We start from the raw sequence: 18,759 nt of genomic DNA, 5'->3' as shown, positions 1-18,759 counted from the left end.
ATTCGTTGTTTTCTATAAACCTGTGACTTAATCGCTCATTCATTGATACAAGATATGCAACACGTATGTTAAAGTTGCGGGCAACAATAATTAAGTCTTGCCTTGATGTCACTGCTTTATATAAAGAACAAAATATCCAACGAATTAGGTAAAAATGAATGACTCCACAATATGCACTATCTATAACCACAATGATGGTGGCTATCTTTGGTATTTTTTCATCACTTTTTATCAATGAATCAAATAATAAAAGAAAAGCTAAGCCCTTTTATATCAGCTTCTACCTCCTGTCCGCTTTGCTACTCTATATTATTGCTAGTATTTCAAAACAAGATGATCCAAGTAGCTTAATCAAACTCGATTTGATTCTGGGTGCTTGTGTTGCTTCGCTCACTTTAGGTGTCTGTATTCGGTGCAAAGCTCATGGATGGGAGAAAATCGCCTATGCACTTGCTTTTCTCTATCTCATGCTTTTGGTGTTTGACTACTCCCCAGATATGTTGAACTTTATCTTTCTAGCATCAAACTTTTTTATCTGTTGCTGGGCATTACTTCACCGCGATACAGGGCCAAATAAAGCAGATTTCGGTTTTATTATCACTCTAATTGGCTTTCTCTGCTTTATGTCTGTGGATGTGACTTCTGCTAGCCATTACTCTGATCTTAAATACTACATTGAGAACAAAATGCTGATTGAGATTATTCCACTACCAGCCTTTCTAAGTGGTATTAGCATTTTCATATTAACCAGTTACTTAATGGACAATAATTCGTATTTAGAAAATTTAGCAACTAGAGATCCCATGACAAACCTCTACAATCGTAGAGCGCTGTTTGAAAAGATATCCTCATTTCTTATAGCCAGCCCCAAACTTACTGACAATCCCTCCGCTGCTATCGTATTGGCCGATATTGACCACTTTAAGAACATAAACGACACATACGGACATGAAGCAGGTGACTTGGTTATCAAACAATTCTCTGCCATATTATCTCAGTCCTTCGACATAAATGACGCGATAATATCGAGATATGGTGGTGAAGAATTCCTAGTCTTTTTACCCAACACTGATACTCAACAAGCTTTTCAGTTAGCTGAAAAGGCGAGAACTACTTTTGCACAAAGTAGTATGAGTTACGCAAAAAAAGAGATCGTATCTACGGCAAGCTTTGGGGCGTCTAGCTATGAATTTGATTTGGATGTGGATAATAATATCGCCATAACAGACGAAGCACTTTATAGATCAAAACAAAATGGTCGAAATCGTACAACGCAAATGTAAGAACACTTTAATAAAAGCCCCTCAAACTTCTAGGTGGCTTTAGCCAATAACTAGTTTGGTGCAAACATCTATTTAATATTGCCCTTAAATACATCATAACTTGAAATGAGTCACCCAATGATTCATTGATATAAAAAATATAATTCAGTTAGCTAATTCAAAGATCATAATTGAATCTTCCCCATAACTGTGCAATCACGAACATTAATCGGTAAAAAATGACTTCTACTTACTTCTCATTTCTAGTAAAAAATAAAGTCATGGTTAATTAGAATACTGCACTACCCTCTCGGATTAATGCCACCTAAAGCAATCTATTCAACTAGTTATAACTTCAAAATAATCAATGACCTGAACATTTCTAGAGAAGTGATTTTAAACCACTATCATTTGATCACCAATTTGGTAGTTATTTGTTGCAGAATGGTGCTCTATATAAACACTGTAAATGTATATTGAATGAACAATAAAATTAATATAGCGTTTATCGAGCGGCAACAAGAAACACTCTTTTGTTGAACAATTACAAAGGATTTAATTGAGCCCAGAAATTACTTACATAAGCAGGTAAGACTATTACTTGAATGAAAGAAATCTAATACCGTTCTAGCATTTCTACCTTAGAGTTTTTGAGCATTTATAAATGACAACAAATAAAACATCAGTCATTTATCCGCATCAAGTATGGAGACATATAACAACGCTTGGCAAAGCAAACAAAATATTAAACTGCCGAATAGCGTTAGATATAAACTAAATTAGGAAGTTTTATGTCAACTATATCAGCAAACACACAAGAAGCTCCCGCTTCAAGCAACACGTCAAATTCAACACCTAGAAGAATGGTTGGACTTACGAGTTTAACTATGATTTCTGTGGGATCAATGGTTGGTTCTGGATGGCTTTTTGGTGCTTATCGAGCAAGCGAAATAGCCGGTCCAGCCGCTATTTTTGCATGGATAATAGGTGCCATTGCCGTTTTATTTACTGCACTCACTTTTATGGAGGTAGCAACTGCTCTGCCCGTTTCAGGGGGGCCTGTAAAATATTTAGAGAAAACACATGGTTCTGTAGTCGGCTTTCTGGCTTCTTGGGCAATATGGCTTTCATTTGTTAGCGTCATACCCGTCGAAGCAGAGGCATCAGTACAATATATGGCTTCGTGGCCTTGGGAATGGGTAAAACCTTTAACATCACAGCTATTTAACCCAGCTTCTGGGGCGCTAACTTGGGTAGGGTTAAGCATAGCTGTCATACTTATGTTGGTGTATTTCTTCTTAAACTTTTGGAGCATCAATTTGTTTACCAAAAGCGTCAACGCTATTACCACATATAAATTGGTGGTGCCTGTGTTAACGGTTGGATTAATCATCTATGCTGGTTTTCACCCGGGAAACTTCGAATCAGTCAATAACACACTTGCTCCCTTTGGTTGGTCAAGCGTTTTTACCGCTGTAGCAATCTCAGGTATTGTTTTCGCGTACAATGGTTTTCAAGCTGCGCTGTTTTTCTCTGGAGAAGCAAAAAACCCGTCCAAAAACATACCAAAAGCTCTGATCTATTCGATAGCCTTCTGTGCAATTCTTTATGTCGGTTTACAGATCGCATTTATTGGTGGGGTGAGTCCGGATAATCTCGCAAAGCATGGCTGGCATTTAAACTTTAGCTCTCCATTTGCGCAGTTAGCGCTCATCCTTGGGCTGCACTTCTTAACACTACTCCTCTTTATTGACGCATTTATCTCCCCTTCCGGCACAGGAATTGGTTACATGGGTACAGTCTCGCGCCAACTTTTCGGCATGAGCGAAAATGGCTATATGCCTAAAAGTTGCAAAAAACTAGACAAAAAATATGGAGTTCCACGTACTGCAATGGTCATTAATTTCATTGTAGGGCTTATCTTTTTAGACATGTTTAGAGGCTGGGGGCAACTGGCGGCTGTTATTTCAGTAGCAACAGTTATCTCTTTTATGGTCGGTCCACTAACACTTGGCTCTTTGAGGAAAGTAGCACCAGATCTTAAACGTCCGGTGTATCTTAAGTGGGGACATTTAATCTCGCCACTCAGTTTTGTTATTTCTTCAGAGCTCTTTTATTGGTCAACTTGGCCACTCACAGGAAAAGTAATCTTCGTTATCCTGATTGGCTTTTTGCTGTTCGGTTACTTTCAAATGAAAAAAGGTTTAAATGGCTTTGGCCAACATATTCGCTCTTCAATTTGGATTGTCACTATGTTTGCGACCATGACCCTAATTTCTTACGTAGGAAGCAGCCAATTTGGTGGTCTGAATTTGCTTCCGTATGGATGGGATATGGTAATCGTCGCTATTGCTGCGTTGATCTTCTATTACTGGGGGGTTAACAGTGCTTGGGTCACACCGATGCTAGAGCAAACCCTCAACAAAAACTTACACGTGAAAGAGCACGAGTAGATACAGGTATACGTATGAGGGCAACTGCCCTCATACTTAAGTCAAATACTATTCTTTTAACAATTTGAATGGTTGCCACCTAGCAGTTTGATTTTTCACACTCCTGTGGCATACAAACTGCTGCTCTCCTTTATCTATTACTGTGCCAACTTCATACCAATCCCCGCCATTTTCACAATAGCTTGCTCCTTTGGGGGCATTCACGCTAGTGGTAGCGTAGGATTGAAATGCAATACAAAAACCAACCAACATCAACAAGTACTTCATCATTTCCCTTCTCATTTATTTATAAGTTTTTCTTTTTGTTTCACTGCTATACGTAAGAAATGTACAGCGCCTAAGCCGAGGCGAATCATAATGCAAAAGTAATGACAATTGGGGGGATTTTGACACCCTTTTAGAACATGTTTTAAAAATGGGTAATCAACCATAAATTTTGGCGCAGCTCACTACAATTGCAGGACATAAGCGATTGAATAAATGCCGAATATTGCAAATCTTAGAAATCGTATACACCATCACTGATTTCATCCATTTTTTAGGTTTTCATATGTTTTTAGAACAAAATCTATCGTGACACTCAGCTAACCTATCCTATAGTTAGTGTGCAGCGAATACTTAACCTAGTTGGTCGTTCGACAGATACTACTAGGCATAGCTAAACAAGGACAACACATACAATGCCAATACTTGAAGATATTGAAGAATGGAAACAGCAAATTGATTGGGGACTAAAAGAGAAACCGCTTGGAGGAGATATTGTTAGGCACAATATCGCAATACCCATCGGAACAAACTCACCTGACGATATGAATAGCACCCAGTCGGCGCTAAAAGCCTATTTTGAAGACAAAGGCTATCTCATCGAAATTAAAGACGAAGAACCAGAAAAGTTCAGCATCGTGATATCAAAAAAACCCGCCTAAGCGGGTTTTTATAAATCACTTTATGAGCCGACTAGTAAACTCTGTGATGTGGGTGAACCACGACAACAGGTCTGCGCTCAACCACTACAACATGTCTTGGACGGGGCTTCACTACCACTACTGGCGCAGGTTCAACAACGACAGGTCTTGGGTTTACCACAACGACTGCAGCATTCGCATAGGTCATACCAAACATCATGCTTGCTGCTAATGTCACTGCACTTAGGATTGTTTTTTTCATTTTCTTCATCTTGCCTTACCAGTTCAAGAGGCTGTAGTTTATTCACTATCCTATGAAAAAGGAATCGCCATACGGTAATCTTGACCAAAACTTGAAGAAATGAACACCGTTTTTTTACCTAAGCTTTAGCTAGGTAACCTACTACTTGCGGTAAAGTGTAGAAATAAATACTACTTTTCAAACAATTAGTTCACTTCACCCACATTGCAATCAATAGAGCAGAATCTGAGTCAATGTCTGCTCCATTTCTAGCAAGACGTTAGATTTGAATAGCAATTAGCCTTCGTTAAGTGTCACGCGCTGAGTCTTAGCCAGCGCAGTACTTTCAAAACTACTAAATGACTTGTTTTGACCTTTAATAAAGAACACTTCTAAGTGCTGCTTTTGAGCAACCTCTTTACCTTCTTTTGGACCCAAACAAAGCATAGTCGTCGCCCAAGCATCGCTGACAATCGGGTTTGTTCCAAATACCGAAGCAGACACTAGATGGTGAGTGACAGGAGCACCTGTTCGCGGATCTAATATGTGCGAGTATTCTTTTCCTTTGTCATCAAAATAGTGATGATACGTACCCGAGGTATTCAGTGACACGCCTGATTCATCATTGATGGTCACTATACGATAAGGTTTTACACCATCTTTTAGCGGAATAGGATCTTCAATAGCAATTCGCCATTTCTCCCCTTCGGGCTTACGCCCTTGAATCTTCATATCACCGCCAAACTCTACAAGGTAGTTTTTTACACCATCAGATTCTAAAACTTGACTCAGTTTGGTGATTGCATAACCCTCTCCCATTGAAGACAAATCAAGCTGCAGCTGAGGTATTGTTTTGCGAATTTTCATCTGCTTAGTATCTATCTCTATTTTGTCGATACCCATTTCAGCTTTAACAGTCGCAATTTGCTCAGCTGTTGGGACATGCAAACTGTCTTTCTGGAAGCCCCATAGAGCAAAGAGCGGCTCAATTGTCGGGTCATAACATCCATTGCTATCGCGATGAACTTTCTTGGCTATCAGCAGCATATCGATAAAATCTTTTGAAGCCGGTTGCCAATCAGTTGAAGTACTGCGGTTGAACTTGGATATATAGGAGTCATCACGATAAGTGGAAAACTCGAGATCGATCTTCGCTAGAGTCTGATTAAACTGCTGCTGAACTTTTTCAACTGGCACAGCTTTATTTGACCACCAACTCACGTGGTAGCTTGTACCTTCAGCAAAACCGGATAACTTTTCAATTTTCGGCGGTTTACTACAGCTAGATAACAATAGAGAGGAAGAAGCGACAAGCGCTACTAAGAGGCTATTTTTTAAGTATCTTCGAAATGTATTTAAGGGCATGATGACAGCCTAATGTGGCAAATTTTTGCGGCAGTGTATCAGCAGAATATGAATAATTCTATAAGGAATATTTGCGTGACTTTCTGTCGATAAACATGAACAACTAAAGGGATTTTAACAATTGATCATGGCTATATTTATTGGCGTAAAATCAGACAAATTCCACGCATTTTAATTGAATAAAAAATAAGAGCTCACCGAATATTAGAGGTAAGCTCTTACATGATGTTAAGTTACTTAAATGAGTAGCGAGCACCTACTAGGAAACTATCTGCTACTGGTACTGAATGGTCCCCACTTGCATTGCTAGAAGTTGTACCAAAGTAGTGTGTGTAAGTGCTTTGCAGGCTGAAATGTCGTTCACTTTAATTAAGATTTCATTAAATATAGGAGTTTGGTTTTGAAATCGAATACTTTCCAACGGTACAAACCCAAGAAATAGTTTTATAAATTATATTAATAATAAGAAAGGCGTAATTTGTCTTTATAAAGCAAAGATATGTTCTAACCCTGACATTCACCTAAGTTGAGTTTGCTATTAAATACAACGCCAACTATTTAGTTACGATATAGGAAATAAACATGAAACTTCGATTTGTGTTAACCGTAGCACTTGCTTCACTTTCAGCTACAGCTATGGCTGCAACGGAAACATCACCTAAGTCCACAGAGACACAAACTGTTCAGTTATCTGTACCCAACAATAACCTACCAGCAGGCAATGTAAATGGCGGCCGATTAGCGCTTCTTTACGGCCAAACAGATAAAGTTACAGGTGTAAACGTAACAATCTTGGGTTTATCAGACATTAACGAATTTAAAGGTGCACAGTTTGCATTCTTTGGTGCGAACAGAAACCGTGATGATATGCAGGGTGCTCAGTTTGGCCTGGTTAACTGGAACGACAACTCGGCTCTAGGCGCTAGTTTTGGCTTACTCAACTACACTGGCGGCAAATATACGGGTGCACAATTTGGTTTGGCGAATTTCAACAAAGGCTCAATGGAAGGCGCTCAATTTGGCTTTGTTAACTTTGCTGGTGATCTAACTGGTTTGCAGTTTGGTTTTGTTAACGCCACCAATCGCATAGATGAAGGTGTTCAAATTGGCCTAATCAACTACGATAAATCTGGTACATTTGTAGGTAAAGATGTACCGGTATTCCCTATTATCAACGCTAGATTCTAAACTTTTCTCATTTATAAGGCAGCTTAATCGCTGCCTTATTTTCAACCAGTGCCAATTTAGATATAAACTTAAACGATAACTCTGCAATAGAGGTTTAAGTGCTGATGGCCACGTATAAGCTCGATACACTACACCTAACCAACCATCATTTTCATGTGGGCTCTTCGACGAGCAAGCTTATCATGGGAGCGTCAGCACTCGCCGCATTTACTCTGATCTTGATGTCTCCAAGTACACAAACCGCTGTTCTTTCTATTATTGCTGTCGTTGCTGTGGGTATGTATGGTTATTACCTGATCCTAAAAAGCAAAGTGTCTTATACCCTGACTGCAAGTCATTTCCAACAACACTTATTTAAAGGTGGATGGGTCATCAAATGGAACAACATCAGCAATATCGGCTTATGTACCTATAACCAAGATGGTTGGTTGCAGCCACTGCCATGGATTGGGATAAAACTTAAGCAATACTCGCCCTACATTGATAGCATCTGCCCACGCATTGTTACTGAGATACTGATGACTCAACGTACCCTACTATATTTAGGTGCAAGACAACACGGGCGCGAAGGTATATTCGAGGACATAGTCTTAGATTCAGACCCATATAAGAGCGAAGATGGTAAAAAATATCGTGGCCTGTTAGCTATGCTAGCCAACAGAATGCAACATCAACGAGAGTTTCATGAGTACGATATATTTATCGCAGTATCAGATTTGGATAGAAGTGGAGAGGAGTTTGTAGGTTTAGCTCGGCGCTATTTAGCCGCCGCCGAGCCAGAGTCAAATACGAAATGTGAAAGTTAGCGAATCAATAAAGCGGCATTTCATCAGCAACAAATGGATTCGAAGCTCTCTCACGGCCAAATGTGGATTCGGGGCCATGGCCTGGTACAAATCGTACTTCATTTCCCAATGGCCAAAGTTTCGTTTTGATTGAGGAAATCAAAGTATCGAAATCTCCCTTAGGAAAGTCGGTACGACCAATACCACCACTAAACAACACGTCGCCAACAAAGGCTAACTGGGCTGATTGACTGTGCAGAACAACATGGCCTGGTGTATGGCCGGGAGTGTGAATAACGTCCAGAGTCTCATTACCAAATGAGATGGTGTCACCTTCGTTGAGCCACTGATTTGGTTCAAATGCTTGAGTTGGAGGAAAACCAAACATCTGACTTTGACCGTTTAGGCTTTGAAGCCAGAAGCTATCATCTTCATGTGGCCCAACAATATCAATACCGCCTAACAACTCAGCGAGTGGCTCTGTTCCACCAACATGGTCAAGGTGACCGTGAGTGAGGACGAGGTTCACAACTTGAATTCCATTGCTCTCGATAGTTTGTTTTAGTGTTTCAACATCGCCACCGGGATCGATAACGATGCCTTTCATTGTTTCATCGCACCAAACGATGGAGCAATTTTGAGCAAACGAAGTAACGGGAACAACCTGATATTTAAGGGACATACAAAACTCTTTAGCTACGCTTATATACTGGGAGAACTATGACACCACTGACACGAATTTACAACTCGCGTATAGCAAATCTAAACTGACTGAGACCAGTGCCGAACTGGCCCGGTATCTATATGAACAAAATTGCTTCTAGGGTAATATCCCACCCCTCCCTGCTCTAATGCCAAGGCAGCTTCATGAACCTCATTGAGAGGAACTCCTTTGAGTCTAAAGTCGATTGCTTGACCTTTGGTATGATAGCTGTGTTTTGCCACTCCATGCGAGTGCTTCCTTAATGCGTTGTTAGTCGCAAGCGAGCGATAGCCTGAGACAAGTTCCACTTCTGCATCGGTCGCTAGCAGTAACTTGATTTGATAGAGGAGATCAAAAAGCTTTCTATCCATCACGTGAACTTCGTTGCGGCGGAAATCTCTACAAAAGTGATTTAGGTTGGTGAGAACACTTTCGACATAATCGCTTCCATCAAAATAGCAGCAATCTAATCTCTCATTGGTATGAAGATTATTGAAAGTGAGTGAGCGAGGATCGGTCGGACACTTAGCTACAGGTAAAGCCTGAGCTTGAACTAAACGCGGCAATCCCGTCGCAAGAAGTAATCCACCAGCCGATAACTTTAAAAATTGACGACGAGAAAAAACCAATATTCTACCTATGCTAATTCATGAAACTGGTCGAGAAGATACAGAAGCAAAAATAACCGGTCAATTATCTTGGTTGCATATAAAACACTGTAAAAAACTGCAGATTTTCGATTAATATTTGAACAACATAAAGAATTTTGAATTTGTTAAACTGTTTATTTATTGCACTAAATAAGAAAACTAGCCTTTGTTGTAGCTAAAGCTATCATAATTGTACACGTCATCACGATACTGAACTTGCCCAGATTCAAACCATACTGTTTGATAAATGATATGTACAGGGATCGATTTTTTTAGAGGTATTGAACGGGTTTCTGTATCAGTATTTTGTTTTGATATCACTTCACCAACCTGAGTCTTAAGAAGTAAATCTGCAAATTTCCCAGCTTTTTCTATTCGTACGCAACCAGAGCTAAAAGCTCTTATATCCCGATTAAATAAATCCTTACTCGGCGTATCATGCAAAAAGATAGCGCGTGGATTTGGAGTATTAAATTTATATAAGCCAAGGGCGTTGATATTTCCGGGACGTTGACGCATTTTATACGGGAATTTATAAGGATTTACGGTCTCCCACTGGATTTCTTCTGGGTTAATGGTTTCTTCATCCTTCCACTCTTGAACAATCTCAATCCCATTCTCTACTAAATAGGTCGCATCCTTTTTTACCTTGGGAATGATATCCGCAACCATTATTTTCCATGGCACATTCCATATTGGATTTAGAACTAACGAATCTAAGTTCGTCTCCATAACTGGCGTCTTACGACTTTTTCTTCCAACAACAACTTTCGACTCAAACACCTCTTTTCCAGATTTCCAATATTTCATCGCGAAGTTTGGCACGTTAACAATGATTAAGCTGTCTTTTTGCTCAGGCCAAATTCTGAGCCTTTCGGCATTGAGTGCAATCATTGAAAGCCTTTCTTTCGCTGGCACGTTGAGCCATTTAACGGTAACCGGATCAATCTTTCCGTCGTCTTTTAGACCATGGGCTTTCTGGAACTCTCGTACAGATTTAGCTAAGTGGCGATCATAGATATCATTTTTAAGACTTCTTTTATCCACTTTGATACCTAATAGTTTAAGTCTTGCTAATAAATTGGCCTTTTCGGGCAAACTATCACCCACTTTTTTTATTCCTACCTGCTTATACAAAGCAATATTCGCTTCTTCGTACTCCTTCAAATGAGCATAGGATTTAAGTAACTCTTTGTAGCCTCCAATCGTTGGCGTATAAGTATTAATTATGTCGTCAAGTTGATTGATGTTCACCGCGACGTAAAGCGATAAAACCGCATTTTCGCTAGGCTGTGGTAAGTAACTCGCGAACTGCTTTTCGAAAAACCAACTTTCTCCATGAAGTGGAGCTTGCTCTGCATAACTCATGTATAACAGCATGGTATCAGTAGCAAGGAGATCATATTCAAACCAGCGATTTGCTTTCCTATAAAATTGCAAATAGCTGAGCTGACTAGAAAACAATGGGCTAATTCTTGCTCTCTTAATAAGTTCTAGTTGGAATTCAAAACGCAATGCTTGGTTTAAGTCAAACCATATGAGATCGTCGTTATTTTCACGGTATACGCGCTCAACTAATTGAGGGTATTGAATTAAATCGATTACTGATGAGTCTGGGCTAATCCAATTTATTTTAACAAAACGCTCCATCCCCACACTTGGTATGGAAACAATAGTTAAGAAAAATATGAGAAGGAAACGTACCTTTACCATAGCCTCTGATTCATCTAATAAGAATTAGATTAATTATGGCAGAGAAATGATTAGTTCGTAGTGTTTAAAAGAAGGTCGAAAAACTTAGAAAATTGAGAAGTGCTACAAAAAATATATTAATCAATAATATAACGATTAATACTTAAGTAAAAAACAAGCAAGATTTATTAATACCCAAACTTTGTAGAAGTTTGGGTACCATTTAAGCGACATTATACTGTTATGCTATTAAGAATCTTAAAGCTTAAGGTTGTGCTTACCGTGAGATATTTTTGCTTTCAAGTAATTTTCATTACCAGACTTTAAGTAAGCAGAGGTATTAATCACTTCCATAATTTCAATGCCCTTTCCTTCAAGATCATTGATTTTTTTCGGATTATTGGTGATTAATCGAATCTTACCAATATTGAGTGCCGTTAACATTTGCGCAGCTTCTGTGAAGTCTCGTAAATCATCACCAAAGCCAAGATGATTATTCGCTTCATAGGTATTTAGGCCTTCACTTTGTAGTTTATACGCATCAATCTTGTTGTATAAACCAATACCTCTCCCTTCCTGACGAAGGTAAAGCAACACGCCTCCTTTCTCGCCCATCACTTTTATCGTCTCTTCGAGTTGCTCTCCACAATCGCAGCGAGAAGAATGGAACACATCACCGGTCAAACATTCTGAGTGCATGCGTACTAATGGTGGTTCATCGATTTTGTCAGCGCTTTTAAAAATGACTGCTACGTGCTCTTTATCTGTTGTTAAACCGTTAAATGAAAGTAGCTCTGCGTCAATGTTACTTTTAGGACCCACTTTAAAGTCCACTCTGGCTCGAACTTCCGCCATAATATTACTCACTTGGATATTACTTATGCTGAAAGGCACATCTGCTTTATACTGTTGATTCGATATGAGGGCAAATACTCGATTTTCAATGTGTAAGTGCAAATGGTTAGAATTGTTACATTATAACGATGTTTATAAGAAATAAAACAAACTAATAACCACAAATTATTGTGGGTTAACATTAATTGTTGGTACTGATTAGTCCCAATGTCGGTATGCTCTTAACAGCATACCTGCCGGCATTCTAGCACAGTTAAAGACGTGACTGCTTCTGCTTCCAAATACGCAACTCAACCCACATTGTCTCTAGCTCGTGCAACTCTTCTTTAGTTAGCAAAGTGAGAGTCGGCCAAGACTGATTGGGGTCATGCACTTGTAACGAATCTATCTGTGCGTAGAAATCTTTCCGTAATTGCAATTCTAGGGTTTCCACCGCTTTGTCCTAAAAGCTAATCCTAATATTTTTTATTTATATTGGTACAAACAATAACTCAGGTCACTATTCGTACAACCACTAGTATAGGTGATAAGATAATAATCACAAACAAATGTGGTTCGCTAATATAAGAAATAGAAACCAAGTCCAGTTTTTATAGCGAATATAGATTTTTCCTATGAATGAAGACCCTACATGAATCACCAAAATCTTCGCTAATCCCATTAGAATATTCGCAAGTTTTTACATCCCTAGAGAAAATTAGCCAACAATGATCTTTTCATTTATACCAAGAAATAACCAAATAGATGGGCAAAACATTTCTTGAACATTCCAACGGAGCAAAAATACTAAATTCCTTAGAATTACAACGATTCGAAAATATCCAAACTATCGATTTCCGAGTTTAACTTTACCTTCAGAATTAAACCACAAAGCTTGCTTTCTTCGCCTAGCCAACAGTATTGGGCCATCGTCATAAAACAAAAAGTTTTTCCAGTTATTCTTAAAAATCAACCACTTAGTTTCGATAACGTTGTATTTCTCGTAACAGAAATACACAGTAACATCGTCTTGCCAATCAATATGTTCTAATACTTCTTCTGGCAAGCCCAACTCATCCTCCTCCCAATTGTGCATCCAATCAACTTCACCTGACCAATTAGCATCTTTGCTCGGCCAGTCCTGAGAACTTAGGCGCTCAGCGTCTGGGCTCTGTGGGCTAATGTTTTCTTTCCAAAACTGGGCAGATCTTTGCGCCGACATCGGTTTGATCATTTCCAAATCTTGCTCTGGAACTGGCATGGATTGATGAGTGAAAATCCACTTTCTTGAATATTCTTGTAGAGATAAATACGACATATATAATCTTTAACGTTTAAGCCAGCCTTTCTCGGTAGCTTCATCTATCACTTGTTTCGCTTTCTGCCACAAGATAGAAGAGCCCGATTCGATTTTACTGTTTACTTGTAAAACTTGTTCACGTTTCACGCCATTTTCAACCCAAGATTGCCCTTCATTGTGGCTATTAAGCAACATAGGCAGCATACGATCGAGCGCTTTGGCATATTGAGCTTCAGCACTTTCTGCTTGCTCGAACTCTAGCCAAACATCCATTAGATCCTGGCATTGTTCTTCTGGCAACATACCGAACAATCTTTTGGCTGCTTTTAGTTCATTTTGATATTGCTGTTCAGCAGCCTGAGTGTCATAGACAAACGTATCACCTGCATCAATTTCAACGATATCATGCAACAATAACATCTTAATGACTTTGGCTAAATCGACAGGTTGATTGGCATGTTCTTCAAGCAGCATTGCCATCATGCAAACATGCCAACTATGCTCTGCACTGTTCTCGTAACGCCCTTGCGCAGACTTTACTTTAGTTCTTCTCAGAACAGTTTTTAGCTTGTCCAACTCAATCAACAGTTCTAACTGCTGGCTCAATCTATCGTTCATCTTTTCTCATTTTTCCAGTTTGGATTCGTCAATGCAGTAAGGACATGATCTTGCCATTTACCATTAATTAGCAAGTACTCTTCTGCATAACCTTCTTTCTTAAAGCCCAATTTTTTCAACACGGCAGCACTGCGCTCATTGCATGGCAGATATCCCGCGCCAATCCTGTGCATATTTTGAATAGAAAACATGTAGTTTACAGCCATAGGTAACGCACGACTCATAATACCTTTGCCTTGTGCATGCTCAGCCACAGAGTAGCCGACAGTACATGAATACATAGGGAACCTAGATAGGTTGCTAAATGAAATAGTCCCCAACATTTCTTGGGTATTTCTATCAATAATTAGCAAGTAAAAACCGATGCCGAGTTTGTGCAGCTCATTCAATTTGATCAGCTTCTTGCTCCATCCAGCAATGGTATAAAAAGCGTCTTCACGCTTGGGCTCCCAAGGCTGCAAAAAGGCTTTGTTTGTGCAAAAGTATTGAGAGATTAACTCTGCATCAAACACTTGCGCCGTACGCAACAATATTTCACCATCGACTTCATAAACTTGAGTCGGCGTACTGATTTTATTCATCAATTCTTTCTAATTCCGTAGTCACGCAGTTTATTTGCAATAGAGGTATGGGAAACATTCAAACGTTTGGCCAACTTGCGACTTGACGGGAATGACTGATAAAGATGCTCAAGGATCTGAGATTCATAACCTTTCATAATTTCATCAAGCGAACCATCCAAGTTAATGTTCAACCCACCTGTTGAAACATTCTCATACTGAGGCAAATGAAATTGTTCAACGGACAATTGACCATCTTGCAGCTCAGTCAGCGCTCTCAATGCCATATTGTCTAGCTGGCGCATATTACCCGGCCATTGATACTCAGCAAGCTGTTCAAGTAGCTTTTCGCTAAGTGACGGTTTTGCTATTCCGAGTTGTTTCACATACTTAGTCAGGAAAAGATCAAGCAGTGGGCCAATATCATTTGGTCTATCTCTCAACGGGGGAATTCTTAGCGTTAATACGTTGAGTCTGTAGAACAAGTCCTCCCTAAATTCACCCGACTCAGCTAACGTCGCCAATTGGTGGCGTGTTGAGGCAATCACGCGTACGTCAACATGCACTTCATGCTCTTCCCCTACTCGTCGGAATGTTCCGTCCTGCAAGAATCGCAACAGTTTGATCTGCAAATGTGGACTCATTTCGCCAATTTCGTCTAGGAATACTGTACCGCCATCGGCTTGTTCAAAGATTCCTGTGTAACCAGATTCGTGATTAAACGAGCCAGGAGCATGACCAAACAGTTCCGTTTCAGCAACATCATCGGGCATAGAAGCACAGCTAAGGATTAAGAACGGTTTGGAACCTCGGTGAGATCGATTGTGGCAAGCTCTAGCAAGCATCTCTTTACCAGTACCTGTTTCCCCTTCAATCAATAAAGGCTGATCTAACATCGAAAGCTTTTTGGCTTGGCTTATCAGCGTCTTGTGCCTGTTTGAAGCTCCAACAAAATGTTCGAAGCCAAGCTTGTGTTGCAAAGGCAACGAGTCTTCAAATTCGCCTTTACCCTGAATTGAGCGAATGATCATAACCATACTCGCTAAAGTCGGTTCATTTGACTCTCCAGGTATATAGACAGGCGTGACTTCCATAGAATAGTCCAAGCCATCGATCACAAGCTGTTCTCGATGACGAGTCACCTTACCTTCAGCCCATTTCGTTAAATTATTCGAAGGCAGTAAAACTGAAATTTGCTCGCCTATAATTTCCGCTTCTGTAGTGTTGAAAAGGCTTAGCGCTGCATGGTTGGCCATATCAATTGATCCTTTAAGATCAATTGCCAATACGGGCTCAGGTAAGTTATTGAGTAGAGAGATGAGCTCAGTATTGTGACGTTCCATCGGCATGAATTGAATTTTCCGAACATCTTTCACGCCAGGAATTAAGCGAATACCTGCCATTAGGTCACTGAAAGTTTCAAAATCGATATCTGGACAGTTAAGGTAAATAATCCCTGTAACATCAATCTCGATTCCTCGAAGGTCGATGTTGCGAGAAACGAGAATATCCAAGAGTTCACGAGTTAAACCCAGTCTATCTTCACATAAGACTTCTAAACGCACAGTTCAATCCTAGTCAAAGTGTCAGGAAAAGTTGACAGTAGTGTCGCCCAAGCTTGGTTATGCGTCAAGGTAACTAACGACACAATACTTACGACTTTATGCTGATTGATGCAATTTTCTGCGCTATTTGTTTACGAATTGTACTAAGTTTGACAGCCTTTTCTTTTCGCCAAGGTATCGGTCTCAATAAAGACATGGCTTTTATTCCTAATCTCGCGGTAAGAATACCTATACCAATACCCTGTCCCGCTCGCGCTGATACTCTTTTAGCTAGATCCATCGACATCAAATCCATACTTGCATCAATCACTAGGTCTGTCGCGCCGATTGCCGCCATGTTGACGAGCACAGACTTAAATAGTTTTAACCGCGACCAATAACCAAGTTCAACGCCATAAACTTCTGCCAGTGAATCAATCATTTTAAAATTACGCCAAGCCACCAGCAACATATCGGCAATTGCTAATGGGCTGACAGCCACCAAAGTCGCAGCTTCTGTCGCGTATTTAGATACTAATTTAGATGCAATTTTATCTTGCTCACACACGACCATTGAATCAAACATATCAACTACTTCAGCATCACTGTGGTTCGGGTTAACACATTCTTGCCAACGCTGGTAGCTAGCCGATTTTTTGTTGATACTACTATGGCTGACTACTGATTCACAGAACTCTACACCCTTACCAATACTATCGCTGTTGAGCAGCTGTTCACCATATTCTTGAATATCGAAGTGGCAGCGAAGCGAGCGCAACTTCCAAAGCTCTCGGAAAATAGCGCCAATTCCAAGTGAAGCTATCCCTGCAATGAATGCAGCCCAGGCAAATGCTAGCCAATCACCTGCTTGTATCGCGGTAATAAATGAATCCACAGCTTGCCAACCAACCAATCCAGCAAACGTCACAACGATTCCACTCACCAACCACTTTCGTCCTTTCTTCGGACGGATAACAAGCTCGACATCTTGCTCCGCTTTACTGATATCTTGGCTTTCATCAACTTCCTGAACAACAAAGTTTTCATCTCCGTTGAAGACTTGCTTTACAGTCAACTCTTCGGGCTCTGATTTTGACTCGTTTAGCGGCGCATCAAACACCTTTTTACTTTTTAAATCACTCATTTCAACTTGTCTCCGATGAGGTATTCCAAAGCTTTGTCTATGCGAATATGCTCTACAGGGCTATCAGGATCGTGAGCTGCTGGCCTAAAAGAAGTAAACTCAAAACCTTGCTGCTTCCAATACGATTCATTCGGCAACTTTTGCGGGACTTCTCCCGGAAAAACCGTCAGTGGGCTTCCTTCAATATTGATTCCCTGAATAGCTGGACAAGCTTCACCATTTGCTTCAATGAAGCCCGATTGCGTCGCTTTGATCGAAGCTAGGCTAATGCAGCTCATGTCTATGTTGTCGTATGACGTTGTTTGCCAAGCAGGATGAACCAACTGGCGGAGTAAGGAAACTAAGTTATTGTGTTGCTCTGGTGTAACGTGATCGGCTTTGGTTACTGCGAACAAAACCTTGTCAATTTTTGGCGAAAATAAACGCTTAAGTACATTGCTATGCCCATACTTAAAGCTTTTCATTACTTGCTCCAAAGCCGACCTCATATCATGAAATGCCTCGTAACCCGCGTTTAGTGGCTGCAGACAATCCACCAATACAATCTGCCTATCAAAAGTTGCGAAATGGTGCTTATAAAACACTTTAACCACCTTTTGCTGATACTCTTCATAGCGTTTAGCAAGCATCGCTAAATTGCTGTTACTTTGTACTTTGCCGTCAGCAGGAAATTCACATGGGAAAAATTGCAGTACTGGCGCGCCTTCAAGCTCTCCCGGCAAAACAAATCTGCCCGGCTGAACGTAATGCAGCCCAGCTTCTTTGCACTGATGAAGGTATGTAGTATATAGAGCAGATACATTTTTGAGGTGATTTTCATTAAGCTCAGCGGTTAAGTCTAGTGATTCAAGTGATTTCAACCAATCTTGTGCAAGCTCTAACCGCTTACCCTTTAAACTTTTATATTGCTCTTGTGACCACTCTTTAAACGACATGTTAAGCATGGGGAGATCAAGAAGCCACTCCCCCGGGTAATCGATAATATCAATATCCATCACTGAGGAGTGACTGATGAGCTTTTTGTATCTTTTGGTCGGTTTATACTTCAATGATAAACGAACTTCACTCACATCACGGGTTGGCTCTGGCCACTGAGGAGGCTCACTGTTTAATGACTCCATCGCCTCATCGTAACCAAACCTCGGCACTAGCATATTAGTTTGCGGCACTCGTTTGGCACCAATTAACCTTCCATCCCTAGAAGCAAGAAAGAGGGGCAAATTGTCATGAGTAGAAGCGTGAAGCAGCTGATTAACTAGTGAGGTAATAAATGCGGTTTTTCCAGCTCTCGAAAGCCCTGTGACAGCAATTCGCACGTTCGAATCTAGACCTCTACTAATAAAATCATTTAGTTCCTGTTTTATCTTTCTCATTGATGCTTCTCTAAAAGTTAACAATCTATAGTCTGCCAAATTCAACATTAATAGTGGATGAATAGCTGTTTAAAATGATAGACGTGGTAAAAAATAAGCCCCTGAGTTAAAGTCAGGGGCTTATCGTTAATCGATCAAACAG

At 40.2% G+C, this 18,759-nt stretch carries 19 protein-coding genes; 5 read left to right on the top strand and 14 right to left on the bottom strand.

Going from position 1 to position 18,759, the window contains the following annotated elements; all coding sequences use genetic code 11:
* Positions 1 to 158: 158 nt before the first annotated feature.
* Positions 159 to 1,283 carry a GGDEF domain-containing protein gene (locus tag L7A31_RS11110; RefSeq protein WP_237361581.1) on the top strand — a complete coding sequence of 375 codons (1,125 nt, stop codon included), beginning with the start codon at positions 159 to 161 and terminating at the stop codon, positions 1,281 to 1,283.
* A 770-nt stretch (positions 1,284 to 2,053) separates the two neighbouring features.
* Positions 2,054 to 3,715, top strand: coding sequence for an APC family permease (locus L7A31_RS11105; RefSeq protein ID WP_237361580.1), 1,662 nt, complete (start codon positions 2,054 to 2,056; stop codon positions 3,713 to 3,715).
* Between the two features lie 48 nt (positions 3,716 to 3,763).
* Here L7A31_RS11105 and L7A31_RS11100 read toward each other — a convergent pair whose 3' ends face one another.
* A complete protein-coding gene (locus L7A31_RS11100; protein WP_237361579.1) occupies positions 3,764 to 3,985 on the bottom strand; it encodes a hypothetical protein in 222 nt (73 codons plus the stop codon).
* 410 nt (positions 3,986 to 4,395) lie between these two features.
* Here L7A31_RS11100 and L7A31_RS11095 point away from each other — a divergent pair, with 410 nt between their 5' ends.
* On the top strand, positions 4,396 to 4,641 hold the full coding sequence (locus L7A31_RS11095) for a hypothetical protein (protein WP_237361578.1): 246 nt from the start codon (positions 4,396 to 4,398) through the stop codon (positions 4,639 to 4,641).
* A gap of 31 nt (positions 4,642 to 4,672) precedes the next feature.
* Here the strand turns inward: L7A31_RS11095 and L7A31_RS11090 are convergent, their stop codons facing one another.
* Positions 4,673 to 4,882 (bottom strand): hypothetical protein, encoded by a 210-nt coding sequence (locus L7A31_RS11090; protein WP_237361577.1) that lies wholly within the window; start codon positions 4,880 to 4,882, stop codon positions 4,673 to 4,675.
* Positions 4,883 to 5,158: 276 nt separating this feature from the next.
* Positions 5,159 to 6,226 carry an FAD:protein FMN transferase gene (locus L7A31_RS11085; protein WP_237361576.1) on the bottom strand — a complete coding sequence of 356 codons (1,068 nt, stop codon included), beginning with the start codon at positions 6,224 to 6,226 and terminating at the stop codon, positions 5,159 to 5,161.
* A gap of 582 nt (positions 6,227 to 6,808) precedes the next feature.
* Between L7A31_RS11085 and L7A31_RS11080 the strand changes: the two genes are divergently transcribed.
* Together L7A31_RS11080 and L7A31_RS11075 are read left to right on the top strand one after the other, a co-directional pair.
* A complete protein-coding gene (locus L7A31_RS11080; RefSeq protein ID WP_237361575.1) occupies positions 6,809 to 7,414 on the top strand; it encodes an LA_2272 family surface repeat-containing protein in 606 nt (201 codons plus the stop codon).
* Positions 7,415 to 7,518: 104 nt separating this feature from the next.
* Positions 7,519 to 8,220, top strand: coding sequence for a DUF2982 domain-containing protein (locus tag L7A31_RS11075; RefSeq protein ID WP_237361574.1), 702 nt, complete (start codon positions 7,519 to 7,521; stop codon positions 8,218 to 8,220).
* Positions 8,221 to 8,224: 4 nt separating this feature from the next.
* On the opposite strand, the gene L7A31_RS11070 is transcribed toward L7A31_RS11075, so the two are convergent.
* The 11 genes from L7A31_RS11070 to L7A31_RS11020 all read right to left on the bottom strand — a co-directional run bounded on the left by L7A31_RS11070 (position 8,225) and on the right by L7A31_RS11020 (position 18,617).
* A complete protein-coding gene (locus L7A31_RS11070) occupies positions 8,225 to 8,881 on the bottom strand; it encodes an MBL fold metallo-hydrolase (protein WP_237361573.1) in 657 nt (218 codons plus the stop codon).
* Positions 8,882 to 8,961: 80 nt separating this feature from the next.
* Positions 8,962 to 9,531 carry a peptidoglycan L,D-endopeptidase MepK gene (gene mepK, locus L7A31_RS11065; protein WP_237361572.1) on the bottom strand — a complete coding sequence of 190 codons (570 nt, stop codon included), beginning with the start codon at positions 9,529 to 9,531 and terminating at the stop codon, positions 8,962 to 8,964.
* Between the two features lie 180 nt (positions 9,532 to 9,711).
* Entirely contained in the window at positions 9,712 to 11,265 is a 1,554-nt protein-coding gene (locus L7A31_RS11060; protein WP_237361571.1) for a L,D-transpeptidase family protein, read from the bottom strand.
* A 237-nt stretch (positions 11,266 to 11,502) separates the two neighbouring features.
* Complete coding sequence (locus tag L7A31_RS11055) at positions 11,503 to 12,099, bottom strand: GTP cyclohydrolase II (RefSeq protein WP_237361570.1); 597 nt, start codon at positions 12,097 to 12,099, stop codon at positions 11,503 to 11,505.
* Between the two features lie 253 nt (positions 12,100 to 12,352).
* The gene (locus L7A31_RS11050; protein ID WP_237361569.1) at positions 12,353 to 12,532 is read right to left on the bottom strand and encodes a hypothetical protein; all 180 of its coding nucleotides are present in this window, start codon (positions 12,530 to 12,532) and stop codon (positions 12,353 to 12,355) included.
* A gap of 393 nt (positions 12,533 to 12,925) precedes the next feature.
* Complete coding sequence (locus tag L7A31_RS11045) at positions 12,926 to 13,396, bottom strand: DUF2947 domain-containing protein (protein WP_237361568.1); 471 nt, start codon at positions 13,394 to 13,396, stop codon at positions 12,926 to 12,928.
* A 9-nt stretch (positions 13,397 to 13,405) separates the two neighbouring features.
* Positions 13,406 to 13,996: an HD domain-containing protein gene (locus tag L7A31_RS11040; protein WP_237361567.1), complete on the bottom strand. Its 591-nt coding sequence runs from the start codon at positions 13,994 to 13,996 to the stop codon at positions 13,406 to 13,408.
* Positions 13,993 to 14,577 carry a ribosomal protein S5-alanine N-acetyltransferase gene (rimJ, locus tag L7A31_RS11035; RefSeq protein WP_237361566.1) on the bottom strand — a complete coding sequence of 195 codons (585 nt, stop codon included), beginning with the start codon at positions 14,575 to 14,577 and terminating at the stop codon, positions 13,993 to 13,995. Before rimJ ends, L7A31_RS11040 begins: the two co-directional genes overlap by 4 nt.
* Positions 14,577 to 16,121 (bottom strand): transcriptional regulator TyrR, encoded by a 1,545-nt coding sequence (tyrR, locus tag L7A31_RS11030; protein ID WP_237361565.1) that lies wholly within the window; start codon positions 16,119 to 16,121, stop codon positions 14,577 to 14,579. The genes rimJ and tyrR overlap by 1 nt, the downstream gene beginning before the upstream one ends.
* 88 nt (positions 16,122 to 16,209) lie before the next feature.
* The gene (locus L7A31_RS11025; protein ID WP_237361564.1) at positions 16,210 to 17,244 is read right to left on the bottom strand and encodes a YcjF family protein; all 1,035 of its coding nucleotides are present in this window, start codon (positions 17,242 to 17,244) and stop codon (positions 16,210 to 16,212) included.
* Positions 17,241 to 18,617 (bottom strand): YcjX family GTP-binding protein, encoded by a 1,377-nt coding sequence (locus L7A31_RS11020; protein WP_237361563.1) that lies wholly within the window; start codon positions 18,615 to 18,617, stop codon positions 17,241 to 17,243. Before L7A31_RS11020 ends, L7A31_RS11025 begins: the two co-directional genes overlap by 4 nt.
* Between the last annotated feature and the right edge of the window lie 142 nt (positions 18,618 to 18,759).

Origin of the sequence: Vibrio marisflavi CECT 7928, assembly GCF_921294215.1 — a bacterium.
GTDB classification, from domain to species: Bacteria; Pseudomonadota; Gammaproteobacteria; order Enterobacterales; family Vibrionaceae; genus Vibrio; species Vibrio marisflavi.
This window is presented reverse-complemented; position numbering and strand designations above follow the sequence as displayed.